General features: G+C 62.1%; 21 protein-coding genes. 7 read left to right on the top strand and 14 right to left on the bottom strand.

The window, feature by feature from the left end; all coding sequences use genetic code 11:
• Nucleotides 1-22 precede the first annotated feature (22 nt).
• Nucleotides 23-820, bottom strand: a complete 798-nt coding sequence (locus ACZYOF_RS25145; protein ID WP_463717464.1) for an enoyl-CoA hydratase/isomerase family protein — start codon at nucleotides 818-820, stop codon at nucleotides 23-25.
• 29 nt (nucleotides 821-849) lie between these two features.
• Nucleotides 850-2,049, bottom strand: a complete 1,200-nt coding sequence (locus ACZYOF_RS25140; protein ID WP_463717463.1) for a pyridoxal-phosphate-dependent aminotransferase family protein — start codon at nucleotides 2,047-2,049, stop codon at nucleotides 850-852.
• Between the two features lie 178 nt (nucleotides 2,050-2,227).
• Between ACZYOF_RS25140 and ACZYOF_RS25135 the strand changes: the two genes are divergently transcribed.
• Together ACZYOF_RS25135 and ACZYOF_RS25130 are read left to right on the top strand one after the other, a co-directional pair.
• On the top strand, nucleotides 2,228-5,227 hold the full coding sequence (locus ACZYOF_RS25135; protein ID WP_463717462.1) for an FAD-binding and (Fe-S)-binding domain-containing protein: 3,000 nt from the start codon (nucleotides 2,228-2,230) through the stop codon (nucleotides 5,225-5,227).
• A complete protein-coding gene (locus ACZYOF_RS25130; RefSeq protein ID WP_130577091.1) occupies nucleotides 5,220-5,648 on the top strand; it encodes a GlcG/HbpS family heme-binding protein in 429 nt (142 codons plus the stop codon). The genes ACZYOF_RS25135 and ACZYOF_RS25130 overlap by 8 nt, the downstream gene beginning before the upstream one ends.
• Before the next feature lie 46 nt (nucleotides 5,649-5,694).
• Here the strand turns inward: ACZYOF_RS25130 and ACZYOF_RS25125 are convergent, their stop codons facing one another.
• From ACZYOF_RS25125 to ACZYOF_RS25085, 9 genes are all read right to left on the bottom strand, one after another.
• Nucleotides 5,695-6,477 (bottom strand): enoyl-CoA hydratase/isomerase family protein, encoded by a 783-nt coding sequence (locus tag ACZYOF_RS25125; RefSeq protein WP_130577090.1) that lies wholly within the window; start codon nucleotides 6,475-6,477, stop codon nucleotides 5,695-5,697.
• A 68-nt stretch (nucleotides 6,478-6,545) separates the two neighbouring features.
• Nucleotides 6,546-8,642: a molybdopterin oxidoreductase family protein gene (locus tag ACZYOF_RS25120; RefSeq protein WP_463717461.1), complete on the bottom strand. Its 2,097-nt coding sequence runs from the start codon at nucleotides 8,640-8,642 to the stop codon at nucleotides 6,546-6,548.
• Nucleotides 8,643-8,759: 117 nt separating this feature from the next.
• Nucleotides 8,760-9,029 (bottom strand): hypothetical protein, encoded by a 270-nt coding sequence (locus ACZYOF_RS25115; protein ID WP_463717460.1) that lies wholly within the window; start codon nucleotides 9,027-9,029, stop codon nucleotides 8,760-8,762.
• Nucleotides 9,030-9,147: 118 nt separating this feature from the next.
• Entirely contained in the window at nucleotides 9,148-9,882 is a 735-nt protein-coding gene (locus tag ACZYOF_RS25110; RefSeq protein ID WP_463717473.1) for a Crp/Fnr family transcriptional regulator, read from the bottom strand.
• 328 nt (nucleotides 9,883-10,210) lie between these two features.
• Nucleotides 10,211-10,759, bottom strand: coding sequence for a flavin reductase family protein (locus tag ACZYOF_RS25105; RefSeq protein ID WP_463717459.1), 549 nt, complete (start codon nucleotides 10,757-10,759; stop codon nucleotides 10,211-10,213).
• Nucleotides 10,760-10,769: 10 nt separating this feature from the next.
• Nucleotides 10,770-11,996: an acyl-CoA dehydrogenase family protein gene (locus ACZYOF_RS25100; RefSeq protein WP_463717458.1), complete on the bottom strand. Its 1,227-nt coding sequence runs from the start codon at nucleotides 11,994-11,996 to the stop codon at nucleotides 10,770-10,772.
• A 236-nt stretch (nucleotides 11,997-12,232) separates the two neighbouring features.
• Nucleotides 12,233-12,751 carry a phage terminase large subunit gene (locus ACZYOF_RS25095; protein WP_463717457.1) on the bottom strand — a complete coding sequence of 173 codons (519 nt, stop codon included), beginning with the start codon at nucleotides 12,749-12,751 and terminating at the stop codon, nucleotides 12,233-12,235.
• Complete coding sequence (locus ACZYOF_RS25090; protein ID WP_463717456.1) at nucleotides 12,714-12,971, bottom strand: hypothetical protein; 258 nt, start codon at nucleotides 12,969-12,971, stop codon at nucleotides 12,714-12,716. The genes ACZYOF_RS25095 and ACZYOF_RS25090 overlap by 38 nt, the downstream gene beginning before the upstream one ends.
• A 597-nt stretch (nucleotides 12,972-13,568) precedes the next feature.
• Entirely contained in the window at nucleotides 13,569-13,844 is a 276-nt protein-coding gene (locus ACZYOF_RS25085) for a hypothetical protein (protein ID WP_282527686.1), read from the bottom strand.
• Nucleotides 13,845-14,038: 194 nt separating this feature from the next.
• On the opposite strand from ACZYOF_RS25085, the gene ACZYOF_RS25080 reads away from it, so the two are divergent.
• A complete protein-coding gene (locus ACZYOF_RS25080; protein WP_130577081.1) occupies nucleotides 14,039-14,299 on the top strand; it encodes a hypothetical protein in 261 nt (86 codons plus the stop codon).
• Between the two features lie 165 nt (nucleotides 14,300-14,464).
• Entirely contained in the window at nucleotides 14,465-14,650 is a 186-nt protein-coding gene (locus ACZYOF_RS25075) for a hypothetical protein (RefSeq protein ID WP_028164894.1), read from the top strand.
• 27 nt (nucleotides 14,651-14,677) lie between these two features.
• Here ACZYOF_RS25075 and ACZYOF_RS25070 read toward each other — a convergent pair whose 3' ends face one another.
• From ACZYOF_RS25070 to ACZYOF_RS25060, 3 genes are all read right to left on the bottom strand, one after another.
• Complete coding sequence (locus ACZYOF_RS25070; RefSeq protein WP_463717455.1) at nucleotides 14,678-14,902, bottom strand: hypothetical protein; 225 nt, start codon at nucleotides 14,900-14,902, stop codon at nucleotides 14,678-14,680.
• 99 nt (nucleotides 14,903-15,001) lie between these two features.
• Nucleotides 15,002-16,135, bottom strand: a complete 1,134-nt coding sequence (locus ACZYOF_RS25065) for an alpha-hydroxy acid oxidase (protein ID WP_130577080.1) — start codon at nucleotides 16,133-16,135, stop codon at nucleotides 15,002-15,004.
• Between the two features lie 146 nt (nucleotides 16,136-16,281).
• Entirely contained in the window at nucleotides 16,282-17,301 is a 1,020-nt protein-coding gene (locus ACZYOF_RS25060) for a GlxA family transcriptional regulator (protein WP_282527688.1), read from the bottom strand.
• A gap of 62 nt (nucleotides 17,302-17,363) precedes the next feature.
• Between ACZYOF_RS25060 and ACZYOF_RS25055 the strand changes: the two genes are divergently transcribed.
• The 3 genes from ACZYOF_RS25055 to ACZYOF_RS25045 are packed head-to-tail and all read left to right on the top strand — an operon-like array spanning nucleotide 17,364 to nucleotide 20,024.
• A complete protein-coding gene (locus ACZYOF_RS25055) occupies nucleotides 17,364-18,077 on the top strand; it encodes a hypothetical protein (protein WP_130577078.1) in 714 nt (237 codons plus the stop codon).
• The gene (locus ACZYOF_RS25050; RefSeq protein ID WP_463717454.1) at nucleotides 18,077-19,369 is read left to right on the top strand and encodes an MFS transporter; all 1,293 of its coding nucleotides are present in this window, start codon (nucleotides 18,077-18,079) and stop codon (nucleotides 19,367-19,369) included. Before ACZYOF_RS25055 ends, ACZYOF_RS25050 begins: the two co-directional genes overlap by 1 nt.
• 40 nt (nucleotides 19,370-19,409) lie before the next feature.
• A complete protein-coding gene (locus ACZYOF_RS25045; protein WP_463717453.1) occupies nucleotides 19,410-20,024 on the top strand; it encodes a YqcI/YcgG family protein in 615 nt (204 codons plus the stop codon).
• The last annotated feature ends 107 nt before the right edge of the window (nucleotides 20,025-20,131 follow it).

Here is a 20,131-nt window from a genome sequence, read left to right as displayed (position 1 = left end):
ACCGTAGAAAAGACGATGATACCTACTTGCCCTTCCAGTTCGGCGAGCGCTTGTTGAGGAAGGCGTCCATGCCCTCGCGAAAATCCTCGCTCATATAGGCGCGCAGGATCAGATCCTCTCCCTCATCGCGCGACAGCGTGCGGCGGATGCGGCGCACCGCCTCCTTGGTCACCTCAAGCGTGATCGGCGCGTGGCTCGCAATGAGCTTTGCGGTCTCGTCAGCGCGGCGCTGCAGGGTCGCGACGTCGGGTACGACTTCATTGAGCAAGCCGAGCGCCAGCGCTTCCGGGGCCTCAACCAGGCGCGCCTTGAAAATCATATCCTTGGTGCGCGCCGGACCGATCAGCGCGACGATGCGTGAGATATTCGACATCGACAGGCAATTGCCGAGCGTGCGCGCAATTGGAAACCCAATCCGCGTCGCTTCGGTACCGATCCGGATGTCGCAGCAGGCCGCGATCCCGGCGCCGCCGCCCGTGCAGGCTCCGGCAATCGCCGCAATGACAGGCACCCTGCACTGCTCAAGAGCGCCGAGCACACGGTCGATCCGCGCTTCATAGTCAAGCGCGTCCTGCGCGGTCTTGAAGGCGCGGAATTGCGAGATGTCGGTACCGGAGGCAAAAGCCTTGTCACCGGCGCCGGTCAAAATCAGCGCCTTGATCGAGCGGTCCCCATTGATGCTCTCGCAGATCGAGGCCAACTGCTCGTACATCGCAAAGGTCAGGGCGTTACGCGCCTGGGGCCGGTTGAACGTGATCTTGGCGATCCCGTCCTCGACGGAATAGATCAGGTCTTCGCTGGCGGTGACCGGGGCGTTCATGGCGATCTCTCTGTTGTTATTGGACCGGCTCAGGCGACGGCGGCCTTCGGCATCTGCAGGACATCGCGGCCCTTGAGCACCTCCATCGCCGCCAACACGCCGCCGCTCCGATGCGGCACCTTGGCCAGGTCCAGCCCCATCTCGACGCCCGACAGCGTTCCCATCAGCATCAGGTCGTTGAAGTGCCCGATATGGCCGATCCGGAAAACCTTGCCCTTGATCTTGTTGAGGCCGGTACCAAGCGACATGTCGAAGTTTTCCAGCACCACCTTGCGGAAATTGTCGGCGTCATGGCCTTCCGGCATCACCACGCCGGTCAGGGCCGGCGAATGCGCTTGGGGATCCTGACACTGGGTCTCCAGCCCCCACGTCTTCATCGCCGCGCGCGTTGCCGCACTGTGGCGCTTGTGGCGGGCGAAGACATTTTCGAGGCCCTCCTCTTCCAGCATCTTCACGGCCTCTCTCAGGCCCATCAGCAAGTTGGTCGCCGGCGTATAGGGCCAAGTGCCCACCTTGTTGATGGCGATGACGTCCTGCCAGTCCCAATAGGAGCGCATCGCCGGATTGGCCTTAGCCACCGCCAGCGCCTTCTCCGAAACGGCGTTGAAGCCGAGGCCCGGCGGCAGCATCAATCCCTTCTGGGAACCCGCGACCGACACGTCGATGCCCCAGGCGTCATGTTCATATTCAAGCGAACCGAGGCCGGAGATGGTGTCGACCATCAAGAGCGCCGGATGGTTGATCCGATCCATGATCTTGCGAACCTCGAGGGGGTACGTAACGCACCCGGTGGAGGTCTCGTTGTGGACGATCATGACGGCCTTGATCTTGTGCTGGCGGTCGGCGGATAGCCGCGCGTCGATCTGCTCAAGATCGGCCCCGTGGCGCCAGTCACCGGGAACGAAGTCGATGTCGAGCTTGAACTTGTCGGCAATGCCGCGCCACAGCACGGCGAACTGGCCAGTCTCGCACATCAGCACCTTGTCACCGGGGGCGAGCGTATTGACGATCGCGGCCTCCCAGGCGCCCGTCCCCGAGGACGGATAAATGATCACCGGCTGCTTGGTCCGGAATACCCGTTGCATGGCCGCCAGCACCGCATGGCCGAGCTCCGCAAATTCGGGACCGCGATGGTCCAGGGTCGGCATGTCCATGGCACGCAGAACCCGATCCGGCACGTTGGTCGGTCCCGGAATCTGCAGAAAATGCCGTCCAGTATGCAGGGTCATGAGGCGTCCTTCCCGGTCTAACTTGGCGTCGCGAGCCGCTCGAATATCACCATTTTGCGGGCTTGTCCCTCGCTCAACGGTGCCCATCAATGCATAAGAAGCAGGGCTTTGCCTTGCCAAGCCGGTCCCTGGGAGGCAAGAGAATGGTGCAATGCACGAGAACCGACCGGCGCCGGCAATGAAAGCCGAACAGACCAAAAAAACGGCTGGCAGCAGCGCGCTCGCTACGCGCCTGGCCCGGGAGATTACAGGCGACGTCCTTTTCGACGCCTTCAGCCGCGGACGCTACGCGACCGACGCCTCGTTCTACCAGATCGTGCCCGAGGGCGTGGTGGTTCCCCGAACCATGGACGAGGCGCTACGGGCGCTGACGATCGCGCGCGACGCCGGCCGGATCGCGACTCCCCGTGGAGGCGGCACCTCGCAATGCGGCCAAACCGTTAACCACGGCATTGTGATCGATTTCTCCCGGCACCTGAACAGAATCCTCTCGCTGGATGTCGAGAACCGAACCTGCGTGGTCGAGCCGGGCATCGTACTCGACGATCTCAACCGCCAGCTCAGGAAGCATGGGCTGTGGTTTCCGGTCGACGTCTCGACCGCCTCACGCGCCACCATTGGCGGCATGGCCGGCAACAATTCCTGCGGTGGGCGTTCGCTGCGCTACGGCACCATGCGCGACAATACGCTGTCGATGGATGCTGCGCTTGCCGACGGCACGCTCCTGCATTTCGGCGAAGTGCCGCGGGATCTCGCGCGCGTGAATTCACCGGACAGCGGGCTTGCGCTGTTTCGCGACATGCTTGATCTCGGCGGGCGTGAGGCGGCCGAGATCGCGGACAAATTCCCGAAGGTGCAGCGCCGGGTCGGCGGCTACAATCTCGATGCGCTGGTGCCGCGCAATGCGCCGAACAACTTGGCGCATTTGTTAGTGGGATCCGAGGGTACCCTCGCCTTCACTACCAAGGTCGAGCTCAAGCTGTGGCCGACGATCCGCAACAAGGTGCTGGGCGTCTGTCATTTTGGCAGCTTCTACGAGGCGATGGACGCGGCCCAGCATCTGGTCAAGCTGCGGCCGATCGCAGTCGAACTGGTCGATCGCACGATGATCGCGCTCGGCCGCGATATCGCGATGTTCAAGCCAGTCATCGCCTCTGCCGTGCGCGGGGATCCCGATGCCATCCTGGTCGTGGAATTCGCCGAGGAAGATCAGGCTGAAAATCTCGCGCGGCTGAAGCAACTGGGCGAGTTGATGGGAGATCTCGGCTTCGGCTGGGACAAGCCGCCGCGCAAATGGGGCGGCGTGGTCGAGATCGTCGAACCCGCCTTGCAGAGCGCTATCGCCGACTTCCGCGCCGCCGGCCTCAACGTCATGATGTCGATGAAGCAGGAAGGCAAGCCGGTCTCCTTCGTCGAGGATTGCGCGGTGCCGTTGCCGCATCTCGCTGAATACACCGACCGGCTCAACGCCGTCTTCGCCAAGCACGGCACCAGCGGCACGATGTACGCTCACGCCTCCGAAGGCTGTCTGCATGTCCGCCCTGTGCTTAACCTCAAGCTCGAAAAGGACGTCAAGGCGATGCGCGCCATCGCCGAAGAGGCATTTGCCCTGGTGCGCGAATACAAGGGCTCACATTCCGGCGAGCATGGCGACGGCCTGGTGCGGTCGGAATTTCACGAGACGATGTTCGGCGCGCGCATTGTCGCCGATTTCAGGGAGATCAAACACCGGTTCGATCCGAACAATGTACTCAACCCCGGCAAGATCGTCGATCCGCCAAGGATGGATGACCGCGCGTTGTTCCGCTACTCGCCACAATACAAGGTCAACGAGCTGAAAACCGTGCTCGACTGGTCGGCTTATCCCGGCGCCGGCGGCGGTTTCCAGGGTGCCGTCGAGATGTGCAACAATAACGGCGCTTGCCGGAAGCTCGAGGGCGGCGTGATGTGCCCGTCCTATCGCGCGACACGCAACGAGAAGGACGTTACGCGCGGACGCGCCAACACGTTGCGGCTGGCCATCTCCGGGCAGTTGGGACCTGACGCGCTTTCATCGGACGAGATGATGGAGACGCTGAAGCTCTGCGTCTCCTGCAAGGCCTGTCGTCATGAGTGTCCGACCGGGGTCGACATGGCCAAGATGAAGATCGAGGTATTGGCTGCGCGAGCGGCGAACCACGGACTCTCGCTCCGCGACCGGCTGGTTGGCTATTTGCCCCGCTATGCAGGTCTGGCGTCGCGCTTCGCGCCGCTAGCCAATTGGCGCAACAGCAGCCGCTCGTTACGGGCGCTGTTCGAGAGGTTCGCGGGCATCAGTTCGAAGCGATCGCTGCCGGCATTCCGGCGCGATGTCTTCAAGATGGACGCGGACGTCTTTGGTCCGGAAGAGGGCCATGAAGTGGTTCTGTTCGCCGATACCTTCAACAGCACCTATGAGCGCGAGAACCTCGATGCCGCGCTGCGTGTGCTCGTGGAGGGCGGCTACCGCGTTCATCTCCCGAGGCCCATCGATCGCGCCCGGCCGCTTTGTTGCGGACGCACATTTCTCTCGGCCGGCATGGTGGATCAGGCTCGCATCGAATTGGATCGGCTGGTCGCCACCTACGCGCCTTTCGCAGCGCGCGGAGTGCCGATCGTCGGGCTAGAACCGAGCTGCCTCCTGACGCTGCGCGACGAACTCCTCTCATTGCGTTCCGACGAAATCGCAAGAGGCATCAGTGCCCATGCGCTGCTCTTTGAGGAGTTCTTGGTGCGCGAAGCGGAGGCCGGCCGCTTGCGGTTGCCGCTTGGCGCCATTGCCAACAAAGCCCTGGTTCACGGCCATTGCCATCAGAAATCGTTCGGCGCGTTCAAACCTGTCGAAAAGGTGCTGCGCCTTGTCCCGGACCTGAATGTCGAAAGCATCGAGTCGAGCTGTTGTGGCATGGCCGGCGCGTTCGGCTACGGCGCCGACACCTACCAGGCGTCGATCGATATGGCCGAACTCTCTCTCCTTCCCGCAATACGCCGCGCCGACGATGCAACGCTGATCGTCGCTGACGGCACTTCGTGCCGACACCAGATCAGGGATGGCACCACACGTTCCCCGCTCCATGCCGCGCGCGTGTTGGCCATGAGCCTGGATCGTGCGAAATCCGAAGGTCTGTCCTCTCCCGCAAAGGAACCCCTCCATGACTGAGCTTACGCTTGATGTTGCCCGAAAGATCCTTGACGCCGCGCTTGCCGAAGCGGTCGAGAAAAAGCTCAAGCCGCTTGTCGTCACCATTCTCGATGCGCGCGGCGCGGTCAAACTGACTGCCGCGCAGGATGGGACCAGCCTGATGCGCGCCGAAATCGCGCATGGTAAAGCCTATGGGGCGCTGGCGCTCGGCATGGGGTCACGGGCGTTGTTTCAGCGCGCGCAGGAGCAGGCCTATTTCATCGGCGCCGTGAATGCGCTGGCGCAGGGTCGCCTCGTGCCGGTGCCCGGCGGCGTACTCGTTCTGGATGGCACCACGCTGCTTGGTGCCGTTGGCGTCAGCGGCGACACATCGGATAATGACGAGATCTGCGCGATCGCCGGCATCGAAGCAGCCGGACTCAAGGCGAATCCGGGATAGTCGCAGTAGGCGCGACGAGCGCAGATTTCCTTATCCTGGATCGGCTCTATCGCCCGGGCCAGGATGGTTTGCGCTTCTCGCTGAACGCCTTGAGGCCTTCCTTGGCATCCTCGGTCATCGCCAATAGCGCGATCTGGCTCTCGGTATAGGCGATGCTCTCGTCGAATGACATCGAGGCGATCGCGCGCATGGCATATTTGCCGCGCCGGATCGCGGTCGGCGACTTGTCGACGATGCGATTGATCAACCACTCGACCTTCATATCAAGCTCGGCGGCCGGCACCACATAGTTCAGCAGCCCCGCGGCCTGCGCGGCCTTGGCGTCAAAAGGCTCGCCAGTCAGCGCCCATTCGCTGACAAGGCGTGGCGGCGCCATCGACTGCAAAAGGCTCATCACCTGCATCGGGAAGACGCCGACCTTTACCTCCGGAAGGCCGAAGATCACGTGGTCGGCGGCCACGGCCATATCGGTCATACATAGCAGGCCCATGCCGCCGGCCATGCACACGCCACCCACGCGCGCGATCGCGGGTTTGGTCGAATTTTGCGAGAGCCGTAACAGATCAGCGTAGTCGACATTCGGCTTGGAATAGTCCATCGCGAAGGCGGCGCCGCTGTTCTGCAGGTCGGCACCGGCGCAAAAGGCCTTGTCGCCCGCTCCCGTCAGCACGATGATGCGGACCTCGCTGTCATCGTGAGCGTCGCGATAACCTCTTGCGATGCCCGCGATCACGTCACCATTGAGCGCATTGCGCTTGTCCGGCCGGTTGATCGTGATCCAGAACGCCTGGCCCCGCTTCTCCAGGATCACGCTGCTGCTCTCGGTCATCTGGCCTGCCTTTTCTTGCCGTTTCCGGCAACCATTTGCGGCAGGTGGCGGCCGACTGCAAGAGCGATTTAGGCTGAGACCCGAGCCTTCCGGACCCAAACCTTGTTGTCGTGGAACGCGGCGCCGCCGACAGGGGCGACCGTCTCGGCGCCCGTCAGCGTATTGATGCCGCGGCCACCGATATGGGCCTTATTTGGGTGGATGGATTCGGCGATCAGCACGCCGCGACGCACGCCGTCAAACAGCTTTGCCGTTAGCGTCGTTTCGCCGCGCATGTTGCCGAGCGTCACCGCATCGCCGTCGGCAATCGAAAGGCCCGCCGCGTCGTCCGGATGGATCATCACCGTCGGCCTACCCTCGCGTGCCTGGGATCCCGCCGTCTCATTGAAACTGGTGTTGAGATAGCTCCGTGACGGCGAGGTCGCCAGCCGGAACGGATGCTGCTCGTCGGCCTCTTCAATAATGGTCCAATGGTCGGGTAGCGACGGCATCTGATCCCACGGCCCCAGACCCGCGATCCCGAAAGGCGGATGCGCCCAATCGGCTTTGAAGTGGAACTTCTTGTCCGCGTGTGCAAAGCCGTCGAGGTAGTGCGAGGTCCGGAAATCCGGCTGGATGTCACGCCACAGATCCGCCTCCAGCCTCTCGATATCGCCATGGCCGCTCTTCTTCAGCGTCACGTCGATCAATTCACGCGGCGACATCTCAAAGCCAGGATGGACTGCATTGAGGCGGCGCCCGAGTGCCTGAATCACTTGATGGTTGCTGCGGCATTCGGCCGGAGGCTCGATCAGCTTGGGCCCAACTGAAATGTGTTGGTGACCGCCGCCGTAATAGAGATCGTCGTGCTCCATGAACATCGTCGCGGGCAGGACGATATCGGCCATAGCTGCGGTCTCGGTCATGAACTGCTCATGGATCGCCACGAACAGATCCTCCCGAGCAAACCCTTCGCGCACCAAGGTCTGCTCCGGCGCCACCGTCACCGGATTGGTGTTCTGGATCAGCATCGCCTTGACCGGCGGTCCGCCCTTCAAGGCCTCGGCGTCGCCGGTCAGGATACGTCCGATCCTCGATTGATCGAGCCAACGTGTAGTGCGGTCGATCGCATCATGTCCCTCGATGACGGACTCGTTGAATTTCCAGATCGCGGCATTGTTGAAAAATGCACCGCCACCTTCATATTGCCAGGCACCGGTCACCGCCGGGATGCAGAGCGCCGCGTGCATTTGCGCCGCACCATTTCGGCTTCGTGTGAAGCCGTAGCCCAAGCGGAAGAACGAGCGTTTGGTCTGGCCGACCAGACGGGCGAAAGCCTCGATCTCCTGCACCGGCACGCCTGATATCGACGAAGCCCATTCGGGCGTCCTGGTGGCGAGATGTGCCTCCAGTTCATCCGGGCAGTCCGTATAGCGATCCATGTAAGCGCGATCCGCATACCCTTCGCGAAACAGCACATGCATGACGCCGCAGGCGAAAGCGGCGTCCGTGCCGGGGCGCAGGATGATCTTCACGTCAGCCTGTTTCACCGTGTCATTGTTGTAGATATCGATCGCGGCAATCTTGGCGCCCCGGTCCTTCCGAGCGCGCATCGCGTGTGTCATGACGTTGACCTGGGTGTTCACCGGGTTGGTTCCCCAGATCACGACGAGGTCAGAGACGCCCATTTCACGCGGATCGACGCCAGCGATCTTGCCTGTGCCGACCGAAAATCCGACGCGCGCGATATTCGCGCAAATCGTAGAATAGAAGCGGGAGTATTTCTTGACATGCGCCAGGCGATTGATGCCATCACGCATCACGAGCCCCATGGTGCCGGCGTAGTAATAGGGCCAGATCGACTCGGCTCCGAATTCGCGTTCGGCCGCATTGAAGCGAGCGACGATCTCGTCGAGCGCCTCGTCCCAGGAAATCCGGTCAAACTGGCCCGAGCCCTTCGGCCCGGTTCGCCGCATCGGGTGGAGCAGCCGCTCGGGATGATGGACACGCTCGGCATAACGCGCAACCTTGGCGCAGACGACACCTGCCGTATAGGTCTGCAACTTTGAGCCGCGGACCCGGCCAATCGAGCGGCCCTCGATCACCTCGATGTCGAGCGCACAGGCCGACGGACAATCGTGCGGACAGGTTGAATGGCGAATGTCGATCTTGGCACGCTCGTTCATGTCAAATAGGTAACATCAAATTCCGGTGCCGCCGAGGGGGGATTGTCGGGAATTTGCGTGCGAAACAGGGCATAAGCCGTCCAGCGGGGCCAAGTCGGGTTCCGCCAAGCAGCGACATCAATCGCCGGGGAGCGTGCGGACTCGACTCGCCGGGAGAGCAAGTCGTGTCGGTCGGGGAGCGTCCGGTATGATGTCTGGACCGACGAAGTCTGGGCCGACAGGCTCGGCTTGCGCCGTGTCCGAAACCCAATTCACAGCCGACGGATGACTAACCACCATGCCGATCAGGGCGATGACGATGAGCAACGGCAAAGCAATGAGCTTGATGCTCCAGCTTTGATAAATGTTCTGGTCGTCGTCAGGGGGCTGGTCGAATGAGTCGTGCATGGATCTCTCCACATTGCGGTCCCTGACCTGGGGTTACCGCAACGCGCGCCACTACCCTGTGAGCAGCTTCACAGGCCCGACGAACTCACCGCGTTGTGAAAGATGTCACGGAGCGATGCTATTCGCTGCCGTTTTCCGATCCAGAATCGACCAGCGTCTGTAGTTCTTCCGGCTTCAACACCACGATCGCGCCGTGCTCGAGCCGCACCCAGCCACGCGTGGCCCAAACCCGAAGCTGCTTGTTGATGCTTTCACGGGTCATGCCGACCATCTCGCTGATCTCTTGCTGGGTGATGGCTATGACACGACCTTGCGGCTCAGGCTTGTGCTTTTCAGTAAGGCGAAGCAAAGCGCTGGCGACCCGACCTGGAAGGTCTTGAAGGATGACCTGTTCGACTTGATCGCTGGTCCAGCGTAGCCGTACGCACAGGAGCTCGATAAACTTCATCGCTAGCGCCGGCTGGCTTCGGACGAAGGGAATGAATTCGCGCTTATCGATGATGAAAAGTTCGCAATTGCTGTTCGCGGTCGCGTCGGCGGTCCGCAAGCCTGAGTCAAGCACTGCGATCTCGCCGAAGATCTCTCCGGCCTCGATCAAGTTCAGGATCGCATTGCGGCCATCGGGCGATGAAATGCTGATTTTCACTGTGCCCGATATCACTGCAAACAGGCTTGTGCCTGGATCACCCTTCGAGAAGATCGCGGCTCCGCGCTTCAGCGTCGTGTGTTTGGCATAACGACAGAGCTGCTCGAACGCTTCGGGTTCGAGATCGACAAAGTATGGATGCTTGCGGAGAACCGACAATTTGCTGGTCGAAAATCCGCGAGTCTCGCCCGTTTTATCCTGGGGCACGCTCGTTACAACTCCGAAAGCAAAAACTGCCTGGGATGTAGTTCTTCCGTAGTCAACCAAAACCGGCTTTTCAACTGAAAAGCGGCTTCATACGTTGATGTGAGTGTAGCGCTCCGATCCTGACGTGGGAAGCCAGCCGTCCGGAGCCCCTCTCCTGTCTCGCCCAAGTAGCTCTCGCCTGTATCTGCCACCTGGACGGCACGTGCGACACATCCGACAACTCTACGACAAACTTAGGTAATTTCAGCTTCAGCTTCCAAAGTGACTGCGCCGATTTGGTGAAGCGCTGCCGTGCACCCGAGGCCTCGTCACCCGGGGCTATCCGGGTCTATTTGCCGCCCTCGTCCGCGAGAAAGCGACCGAACGACCCGCGCGCAAACAGCAAGGGCTCCTGCCGGTTGTAGGAATAGGCCTCAACCGCACCCAAGAATATGACGTGATCACCGCCATAGTAGCGATTGACAGCACGACACTGAAAGTTGGCGACGCTGTCGGCGATGACGGGCGCATTCCCCAGTCCAGGCGTCCAGCTCACCCCGGCGAATTTATCGTTTGAGGATTTTGCAAATTGCGACGCCAATGCCTGCTGGGACGCACCGAGCACATTGACCGTGAAGTGGCTCGCATTCTGGAAGATGGGCAGGCCCTGCGAGAACAGGCCAAGGCTCCACAACACCAGCGGCGGATTGAGCGATACCGACGCAAAGGAGTTGCAGGTGACGCCATACGGCCTGCCGTCCGCGGCCATCGCCGTGACGATCGTGACACCGGTTGCGAATGTGCCCAACGCACTGCGAAAATCCCGAGGATCGATCGGTGAGTTGCCGCTGGCAAATTCATTGGCCGGATCGGCCGGATGCTTGGGTACATCAGACATCCGGTGAACCTCAGAGCGTCAGATTTTCGGACGGCAAGCCCAGCGCCACACGTCCATAGTTGGTCCCTGCCGCGTCGAAATTGAAGGCAAGGTGTGAATTGACCGCATGGGCGTCGCGGAACTGCCGCTGCAACGTACCTGCCGTGAAAAGGCTGCGCGCCCCGCTCGCGGCAAACAGCAGCGACACCGCCTCGCTGCAGAGATTGACCGAGAAAGCACCATCGCGCCGCAGCCTGGTCTTGGCGGCGATAGCGGGGATATGGCCGCTCCGTGCGTCCGCCATCGCGCCGATGCAGTTCGATCGCATGATCAGGCGCGCCGCGTCGATCTTGGCGGAAGCCTCCGCGATCTTGATCTGTGTGCTCTGCATGTCGCCAAGCTTGGCGCGATTGGAGGTCGAAACGCGGTGGCGGGCGATCTCGACATAGTCGTCGAGACAAGCCTGTGCATTGCCGAGGGCGACGCCTGACAGGACATATGGAAACAGCGCGAACACCGGCAGCGCGTAGAGCGGGTTCGGATTGACCGAACTGCCAGGCGTCGGCCCGCCCGTGAGATCGCTCACCGCGATCGACATCGCATTTGCGACAAAGGCTCCCTCAACCTCGACCTCGTTCGATCCGGTCCCACGCAGGCCGGTCGCGTTCCAGATATCCTTGATCCTGTAGTCTCGCCGGTTGAGCAGGAAGATCCGATATTCGACTCCATCGGCCTCGTCATCGGAGGAGACCACGCTGCCAAGCATATTCCATTCGCAGGACTCGACGCCTGACGAGAATGGCCAGCATCCGGTCAACACGTGGCCGCCATCGACTTTCCGCGCCCGGCCGGCGGGGAATATGAAAGAGGACGCAATCAGGGTATTCGGTTCCTTGCTCCAGACCACATCCTGCGCCTGTGGATCGAACATCCCAAGCATCCAGTGGTGGCTCGCAAGATTGGCGAAATTCCACGCTACGGAAGCATCGCCCTGGCCCAGCGCATCGGCACAATCGATCAGCGCGACATAGTCGAGCTCCGCGCCGCCGACGCGCCTCGGCTGCAGAATCCGGAACAGGCCGGCGTTATGCAGGTCGTACTCGGTCTCCGCCGGCAGACGCCGTAATTCCTCGGTCCGTGCCGCCCGCTCGCGAAGTGCCGGAATGAGGGCCCTGGCGCGCGCGACCATGGCCACATAGTCTTCTGCTTGCCGCTCGATAGGCGAGCTTCCATCGGGCCTGCGGCCGTCCGTTGCCATTGGCGTTTTCCCGCTTGGCCTTTCTGATCCCAAAGTGGCCAAGACCGACTGCAGTTTATCGCTTGAACACCACGGATCAAGACACCTCGCAGCATCCCGACGTGAACGAACTGCCGCCTGGAATCAAAATAAGCCCGGCGGCCAGAACGGCCACCGGGCTTATTCGGAACTTCTCGCGGACCCGCGGGCCTCGTGCAGCCTGGCTGGGCTCCCATTCCGCTAGCTCGCTTCCAGCATCACCCCATGGTTTTACGCCAGTACAGGGTGTGCGGCCACGCCCAGGGAGCCTGCGGCTGATACAGCCGATACCCCGCACGGATGAAGTTGTTGGCGGAGGCGATATTGTCTGTCGTATCAGAAACGATCGAATGCCATCCATTGCGGCGTGCGCGAGTCTCCAGGGCGCGCATAAGGCGCAGTTGAAGACGCCGGCCAAAGTGCTCCTGAAGGCCGCGGAAGATGATGATGCCGTCGCCCGGCGTCTCGATCTTGTCGGCAAAGAGCTTGAAGCCGCTGCCGATACCAAGCAAGGCGATCTTGCCTTCGATCAGGCGTTTTGAGGATTGCGCCAATGTCCGCTGCGCCTCGCGGATGCACACCGCGAGCGTGCCGCGCTCGGCTTGGCAGGCCTCGACAAGAAGCTCTCCAAAGAAATGCGATTTTCCGGAGCCGCGCCCCCCGAAAGCTCCCTTGTATCGCGCCGGCTGCAGCAGCGGTTCAAATACTTTCGCGGTCGGAATTTTCAGGATGGACAATGACGCGCTCTATTCGGTGGACGAGTTCTAGCTGGCCTTCACCGCCGTTCTCGATTGCCTGCGGGGCCTTGCCCCAGCCGCGGTCGAGAACGGCGTTGGCGGCGGATACGCGTGCGGCCGGGGTTGCATCTTTGCTGCGCATGATGCCCACCAGGACGTTCAGCGCCGTCCTGGTATGACTGCGGGCCAGCGAGCGGATCTCGGTAAGGGTTTTTGCCACTTAAGTCTCATGCAGATCGGGTGGTTCGCATCGCTTCGCTTGCGTGCGACGGCATATTGAATTTGCGGCAGATCGCTCGGAGACAGCGATCATTTCGGCGCGAACCTTATCCCCTTGACCGTCGGGGACCGCATGCGGCGGCGGCACGTTGGCGCCGCGCCGCGGGCCGGCGCGTTCGCGCGCGCCGGCTGATCGATGGTGAAAGTGGTTCGGACGACGGCGCGGTTGCGACGCGCGGCGTCGGGCACGGAGATGTGGCGTCGTGACGCGCGGCCGTCGTCCGATTCGAAAAACGGAAAAGAAAAAGCCCGCGGCGAATTTCTCCGCGCGGGCTTCACAATGTTTGCGATGATGTCCTTATGCCTCTGATTTGCCCGACGTGTCAATGTCCGAGTTGACGTGGCACAAAGTCAGCGATCCGGCTGCGCATCATCGGTGGTCACATGCCGCGACAGCAAAATGCCCGCAGCGTTATTTCCGCTGCGGGCATTCACTAACTCGACGATGATGTCCTTATGCTCCTGATTTGCCCGACGCGTCAATGTTTCTGGAGCGTACTTCCTGCATGACCGCGGAAAGCGAAACCAGCCTCGAGGCTCATTGCGGGACTGTAGAGTTGGCAGGGTGCGCGGGCCGCGGTCCGGGCGGAGCAGGCTCGATCGGCGGCTTCGGCTCCGTCGGCATGACCGTGGCGCCGGCCGCTCGCGCAGCTTCCCCTGTTGTGGAGTAATTGGCCGTCGCCGCCGGCTGTACCTTCGGCTTGCTCCATGGACCGTGATCGACCACCAATATGCCGAGCACGCCGGCTGCTGCTACCGCCAGTGCTACCAAGAGCGGCGCCCCGCCGTGCCGGTTCGAACGATTTCCGATCAAGGACTCTTCTCCATCGAATGCGTCTGGCCTGATGAACAAATCCTCCCGGGCTCCGAGGTTCCGCGCCCGCCAGAGCGAACGGACTGTCCGCAGGTGGAACAAATTGGCCGCTGATGCATTTGGTGGACTAGCGGCCGAAGATGACCCTTCGGCGCAGTGTGCGCAGCCAGACCAGATCTCGTGAGGTTCGAGCCGTGAACTTCGAAACACCCGAATCCCCGCTGCAGCCCAGCCTTGGCGAACGCGCGATCGATACCGCAACCGATGTATCGCGCACGATCACGGAAGTGTCCGATGGACTTCGGGCTGCGATCGACCGGCTCAGCGACGCGATCAAGACCTCGCGTCAACCCGGCGGCACGCTTTCCACGATCAGTGCGATCACCCGCGAAGCGCCGCTAACGAGCCTGTGCGTCGCATTCCTGTTCGGCGTCGCGGTAGCACGGCGGCGTTGATTGCACCGATCAGCTACGGCTGTCGGCACCTCCCTCGATAAATATTTTCTGGCCGCATCCACTTTGCGCGGATTCCAATGGTGGCAGCAATGTGGCACAGTGATTCGGTGGATTGTTCGCCCACAGGTCAGTGGCGTTGCGTCTCTTTGGGCGAGAGGGGATTCAATGCTGCGCACATTCCGGCCAACGCCGACCTGCACGCGATTCAAGACCGGCATCGAAATGCCATGCATGAAGTGCGGCGCGCAGATGCGCCTCGCTTCGATCGAGCCGCGAGATCAGGTTTACGACGTGCTGACCTATCGCTGCACGCCGTGCGACTCCGGCGAGAGCTTCCTGCAGGCCCGCTAAACGGTAGGCTGCGGGCACAAGCTTGCATCAGCCGCTCAGCACCGCCATGCCGGCCTGGGTCAGAACGGGACTCTCGTCCTGTAGCTCGACCAGACCGAGCTCGCTCAGGACACGCAGGTCCTCGTCGCTGACAGGGGATATCTTCAGGCGGCGAGCCTGGATGTCCCGCAGCGCCCAGCGGAGCGCAATGGCTCGTTTGAGAGAGAAATCTGCGAACGGGTTATCTGCCATTCGCGTCGACCATTCCGGCATTCTCGTTTCCCGCTTCTCGGATGCGGCGGCGATGGTTGCGATAACGCGACAGGCGCCTTCGCGTTCCCTCGTCCCTTCGTCGATGGGAAATCGCTGCCGCTAATAGCGATACGGGTCAATGTCCAACAGCGGAAACGCGCTGAACACGCCCGGCGGGTTGGTCGCCGTCGCCGGATGCAGGTAGGACTTGTCGAGTTCGGCGAAGCTGGTCACGCCGAGCAGGCCGAGGCAGCGGATCACCTCGTCTTCCAGCAATTCCAGCATGCGGGCGACGCCCCTCTCGCCATCGGCGGCCAGCGCCCAGCATTGCAGGCGACCGATGCCGACGAGATCGGCGCCCAAGGCGATCGCCTTCACGATGTCAGTGCCGCGGCAGAACGAGCCGTCCACCATGATCTTGGCGCGCCCCCTCACCGCCTCGACGATTTCCGGCAGGACGTGCATCGCACCGCGGCCGTGATCGAGCTGACGGCCTCCATGGTTGGACACGTAAATCCAGTCGACGCCGTGATCGAGTGCGATGACTGCGTCCTCCGCGGTCGCGATCCCCTTGACGACCAGCGGGATCCTGAACTTGTCCTTGATCAACTTCACTGTTCGCCATTCCAGCCCTTTCTGGAAGTCGCCGCCGGTGGCGCGAATACGGCTTTCCCGGACATACCGCTTGGCAATGTCGCGCTCGCGGCGGCTGTAGTGCGCGGTGTCAACGGTGAGGCAGAACGCGGAATAGCCGTTGGCAACACTGCGGCTGACGACGTCCTCCACGAAGGCATCATCCCCGCGGACATAGAGCTGGAAAATGCGCAGCGCGTCGGGCGCGGCCTTCGCGGTATTCTCGAGCCCGGGCTCGGACACCGAGCTCAGCATGTGCGCCGCGCCGAATGCGCCGGCACCGCGGGCGACCGCCGCTCCCGCCGCAGGATCGAAGATCTCGAGCGCACCGACCGGCGCAAGCATGACCGGCAATCGCAATTTGCGCCCGAACACCTCCGTCGAAGCATCGACGTGAACGACATTGCGCAGCACGCGCGGCCGGAACGCGATCTCATCCAGCGACATCCGGTTGCGCCGCAGCGTGGTCTCGGTCTCAGCGGCGCCGACGATGTAATCCCAGGCGTTCTGGTTCAGCCTGGCGCGGGCTTTGCGGACAAATTCGTGCAGGTTCTGGTATTCTTCGCCGCTGGCCCCGAGTTCGACATTGCGCGTCGGCCGGATGGAGGTCCCGTCATTCATGGTGGTTTCTCTCCCGTTTTGGCCGGCACATTAGCCGCAGATGAGCGGCAAAAGCTACCGCCTTGAAGGGATAAACCCCGGACGCGAACGAAAGGCTGCCATTCGCTTACGACGACCCGTCTGCCGACAGCAAAGAACTCCAGCGCTCAACCGCCCGAAAAGCGGTTTCTATATTCGGTCGGCGATACGCCGAGATGCCTCAGGAAGGCGCGCCGCATCCGCTCGTCGTCACCGAAGCCGGCACGTTTTGCGACCTCCACGACACCGTGTATCTGCCGGCTCTCCAGCAGCAGCCGGGCGGTTTCGACGCGGAGGGCCTCGACGCCGCTTGCCGGGGTCATGCCGGTGCGGCTGGCATAGGTGCGTGCGAAGGTGCGCGGCGTCATGCCGGCCTTCGCGGCCAACGTCTCTACCCGGAGATCGCTGGCGATGTTTTCGATGATCCAGGCGTGCAGCGCGCTGAAGCGCCCTTCGACGTCGGAAGCCTGCGCCGCGAGCACTGTCGAGAATTGGCTCTGACCGCCCGGCCGCTTCAGGAACACCACCAGTCGCCGGGCGACGTCGAGCGCAATCGTATGGCCGAAATCCTCTTCGATCATGGCGAGCGCGAGGTCGATGCCGGCGCTGACGCCAGCCGATGACCAGACATGCCCATCCTTGACGAAGATCGCATTGGGTTCGACGCGGACATTTGGAAAGCTGTCCTGCAGCCGCGGGCAATAGCGCCAGTGCGTCGCAGCGCGCTTGCCGTCCAGCACACCGGTCCAGGCGAGCGCGAAAGCACCGAGACAGACCGACGCGATCCGGCGTACCTGCGGCAGCGCCTGCGAAATCCATTTCATCAAGCGAGCGTCCTTGCGGATCTCCCAAATGCCGGGGCCACCCGGAATCACCAGCGTGTCGATCTGGTGCGGTCGCACGCTGCTGATCGGAGCCGTGTCGATCATCATCCCCACATCCGTCGAAACCAGTCCGCCCGAGGTGGACAGATAGGAAAGCGAATATCCGGGGCCCGGTAATTCGATCGCCTCCAATTCGGCGAACACCTGCGCCGGTCCGGACATGTCGAGCAGCGTCACGCCGGGGAAAGCGACAATCGCAATCCGCCGCATCGCGGCCTGCGGGCGCGGGGGGAGCCGTCGGGATTTGGCAGATTTCGAGGGCATATTGTCCTTTAAGCCATTCGAGCCTCGCCTGTATAGCTGTCTATGGACAGTGGAGTTCTGCCATGGTGCGAAAGCTCGGCAGCCAATACCAGGCGATCAGCTCGCCCTGGACCGGTTATGCAGTCTACAGTTTTCCGGATGCGTCCTGCATCGGAGCTTCCGACCGCCAGCCGCTGATGGATGCTATGAATGGCATCATCGCGGTAAACTGGAAGGCGACCGAACCGCACTGGACAGCAAGCTCCTCCCCCTTCGACGGCAAGTATAGCCTCATCCTTGTGTTTGACAGCTTGGGACTGGCGGCCTTTTCCGTCTATCGCATGCTGCAGATGTCATGCGGACCTGCGGTGTATCGCAGCGGCACCGAGGTACTTCCGGCCCATCAGGGGCGCGGTCTGTACGGCTTCTTCACCCAGGAAGTGCTGACGCGCGCAAGCTCTGCCGCAAAGGGGATTGGCGGCCTGTTCTACGGATGGCGGACACGCAATCCAATCGTCTGGGCGGCCAATGCCAAGATCTGCGAGAAAGTGACACCCTCGCTGCTCGACGACATCAGGGATTCCGCGCTGCAGGCAGCCTGCGTCGAGATGTGCGCAACGCTCTATCCCGGCAAACCACTCGAGGTGCCGGAAATGATCATGCGCGGCGCCTACGGCCACATTAAGCACCACCGGCAGGCTTACCGTGGCACCGCATCACTGGTCGATGCGGCGATGTCCCGCACGATTCCGGATTCAGCGGACGCGTTATTCTCGGTTGGATATGCGAGGGTGTGATGTCGATGCTGGGTCAGCAGACCGCATACGCCCAGACGGCCTCTCGGCTCGGTGACCGCTCCTATTGGGCCTGGGCGACGGTAGCTGTCGCCTACGCCATCGCCTTCCTGCAGCGCGTCTCGCCGCAATCGGTCAATCTGAGCCTGATGCATGACTTCGGCACCGACGCCGCCGGCGTCGCGATGCTCGCCTCCGGCTACTTCTGGGGCTACACGCTGATGCAGATTCCCGCCGGCCTTCTGGTCGACCGTTACGGCGTCAAGCGCGTGGTGCTGGCCAGCATGGTCGCTTCGTCGCTGGGCAGTGCAGCCTTTGCGCTGGCACCGAACCTGCTTGATGTCTTCGCCGCGCGCCTGATCGTCGCCTGCGGCGATGCGCTGGTGTTCACCGCGCTGTTGAAGCTGGTCGCGCAGAATTTCTCCGACGAGCGGTTCGGCATCATGTCGGGCATCTCGCAGGTATCAGGCTATGTCGGAGGCGTGATCGCCACGACGCCGCTTGCAGCCGCCGTGACGGGCTTCGGGTGGCGCGCCTGCTTTCTGTTCATCGCCGCGATCGGCCTCGCCAATCTGGTTGCCGCCAAGTTTGCACTGAGGCCAAATCCGGTGTCATCCAGCAACAAGACGCTGAAGAGCGTCATCGGCGCCGCGCGGCAATCGTTGTCGCATGTGGCTAATTGGGGATGCGCCATGACCTTTGCGTCCCACTTCGCAGTGGTGACGACGCTGTCGGGCGTATGGGGCATTCCGATGGTGGCGCACTTTTTCAACATCTCGCCGACCGCCGCCGGAACGCCGCTACTTGCCTTCATGATCGGCAACGCCATCGGCTCCATCTTCCTCGGTCACGCGGCCGACCGCGCGGCGGCACTCGACACTGTCCTGATCCGGATTTGCGTGCTGCGCATGATCCTCGTCGCGATGCTGCTGCCGCCGGTCGCCAAGGCGTTCGGTCTTGTTTACGTTACCGTGGTGTTCACCACCCTCGGCCTGGTCGCCGGCGGGACAGTCCCCCTCGTGCTCAAATGCACCAAGCGGCTTTACACCGCCGATCTCATCGGGGTCGGTGCATCCGTGAACACGACGGCGGCCGGGATCTTTGCCGGCATCGCGCAACCGATCATCGGGTTCGCCATGCTTGTCGCCAGCCAGTTCGCCGGAACCGATACCGCACACGGTGCAGGTGCGATCGGTGACGCCGGCTACGGCACCTTGATTGCAATTCTGCTGCTCATGTCGCTACCCGGAATTGCCGGACCGCTGTTGATGAGAAGCAAACTGATAGTTCAGTAGTCGCGTTAACCGTATAGGGGGCGTTATGGAGCGTTTGTTCTTGAGACGAGGAGAGGTCGCGTCGAAATTCGCGGTGAGTAGCTGGCAAAGCGTGATGTTCGCCGAGTTCGAAGCGCAGATGAGCAGCGAAGCGAGGCCGTTCCCCTGCGTGTTCGGCGTAGCCGGTTATCGCCAGGATCAGCTCCGCTACCTGTTCCTCGATCCCTACGACGTCGACGTGCTCGGAGAACAGCTAGCGCATTATGTCTCGCAAGCCCGCTCGTTCGGCCCCAATACTTCACTGATCATGTTTACGCGGCCGCGCCCGGTACAAACGCTTGACGCCTATTATCGCAAGATGTGGTCGACGCTCGACCAGCTTGCGCGGTTGGACAAGTCTCCCTGGCCAACCGACATTCCTGAGCAGTTGGACGATCCGATGTGGGAATTCTCCTTCGCCGGCGAACCGATCTTCGTGGTGTGCACCACGCCCGCGCATGTGATGCGCCAGAGCCGCCGCTCCAGCGCGTTCATGCTGACCTTCCAGCCGCGATGGGTGTTCGAGAAGATCCTGGGAACGGAAAAAGCGGCCAATGCGGCATTCGCGGAAGTGCGCAAGCGGCTCATTCCCTACGACAGCACAAGGGGGATGTCCCGGGTTCTGTTGAATTACTGAAGAGGTCGGCGTTGCCCACCTTGAGCCGGTAGGCTCGGGGTGCTGATTCCACAAAGGAGAGCAACGCCATGACGAGAGATATCACACCGGCTGGTTCGCCGGCGACC

The organism is Bradyrhizobium sp. LeoA1Lang (assembly GCF_055413685.1).
Note: the sequence above shows the minus strand (reverse complement) of the source record. Positions and strands in the feature narration are given on the sequence as shown.

What these genes read in the sequence shown, in the direction of transcription:
- ACZYOF_RS25145 (WP_463717464.1), bottom strand. Translation starts at nt 820, where the DNA reads ATGAACGCCCCGGTCACCGCCAGCGAAGACCTGATCTATTCCGTCGAG.
- ACZYOF_RS25140 (WP_463717463.1), bottom strand. Translation starts at nt 2,049, where the DNA reads ATGACCCTGCATACTGGACGGCATTTTCTGCAGATTCCGGGACCGACC.
- ACZYOF_RS25135 (WP_463717462.1), top strand. Translation starts at nt 2,228, where the DNA reads ATGAAAGCCGAACAGACCAAAAAAACGGCTGGCAGCAGCGCGCTCGCT.
- ACZYOF_RS25130 (WP_130577091.1), top strand. Translation starts at nt 5,220, where the DNA reads ATGACTGAGCTTACGCTTGATGTTGCCCGAAAGATCCTTGACGCCGCG.
- ACZYOF_RS25125 (WP_130577090.1), bottom strand. Translation starts at nt 6,477, where the DNA reads ATGACCGAGAGCAGCAGCGTGATCCTGGAGAAGCGGGGCCAGGCGTTC.
- ACZYOF_RS25120 (WP_463717461.1), bottom strand. Translation starts at nt 8,642, where the DNA reads ATGAACGAGCGTGCCAAGATCGACATTCGCCATTCAACCTGTCCGCAC.
- ACZYOF_RS25115 (WP_463717460.1), bottom strand. Translation starts at nt 9,029, where the DNA reads ATGCACGACTCATTCGACCAGCCCCCTGACGACGACCAGAACATTTAT.
- ACZYOF_RS25105 (WP_463717459.1), bottom strand. Translation starts at nt 10,759, where the DNA reads ATGTCTGATGTACCCAAGCATCCGGCCGATCCGGCCAATGAATTTGCC.
- ACZYOF_RS25100 (WP_463717458.1), bottom strand. Translation starts at nt 11,996, where the DNA reads ATGGCAACGGACGGCCGCAGGCCCGATGGAAGCTCGCCTATCGAGCGG.
- ACZYOF_RS25075 (WP_028164894.1), top strand. Translation starts at nt 14,465, where the DNA reads ATGCTGCGCACATTCCGGCCAACGCCGACCTGCACGCGATTCAAGACC.
- ACZYOF_RS25070 (WP_463717455.1), bottom strand. Translation starts at nt 14,902, where the DNA reads ATGCCGGAATGGTCGACGCGAATGGCAGATAACCCGTTCGCAGATTTC.
- ACZYOF_RS25065 (WP_130577080.1), bottom strand. Translation starts at nt 16,135, where the DNA reads ATGAATGACGGGACCTCCATCCGGCCGACGCGCAATGTCGAACTCGGG.
- ACZYOF_RS25060 (WP_282527688.1), bottom strand. Translation starts at nt 17,301, where the DNA reads ATGCCCTCGAAATCTGCCAAATCCCGACGGCTCCCCCCGCGCCCGCAG.
- ACZYOF_RS25055 (WP_130577078.1), top strand. Translation starts at nt 17,364, where the DNA reads ATGGTGCGAAAGCTCGGCAGCCAATACCAGGCGATCAGCTCGCCCTGG.
- ACZYOF_RS25050 (WP_463717454.1), top strand. Translation starts at nt 18,077, where the DNA reads ATGTCGATGCTGGGTCAGCAGACCGCATACGCCCAGACGGCCTCTCGG.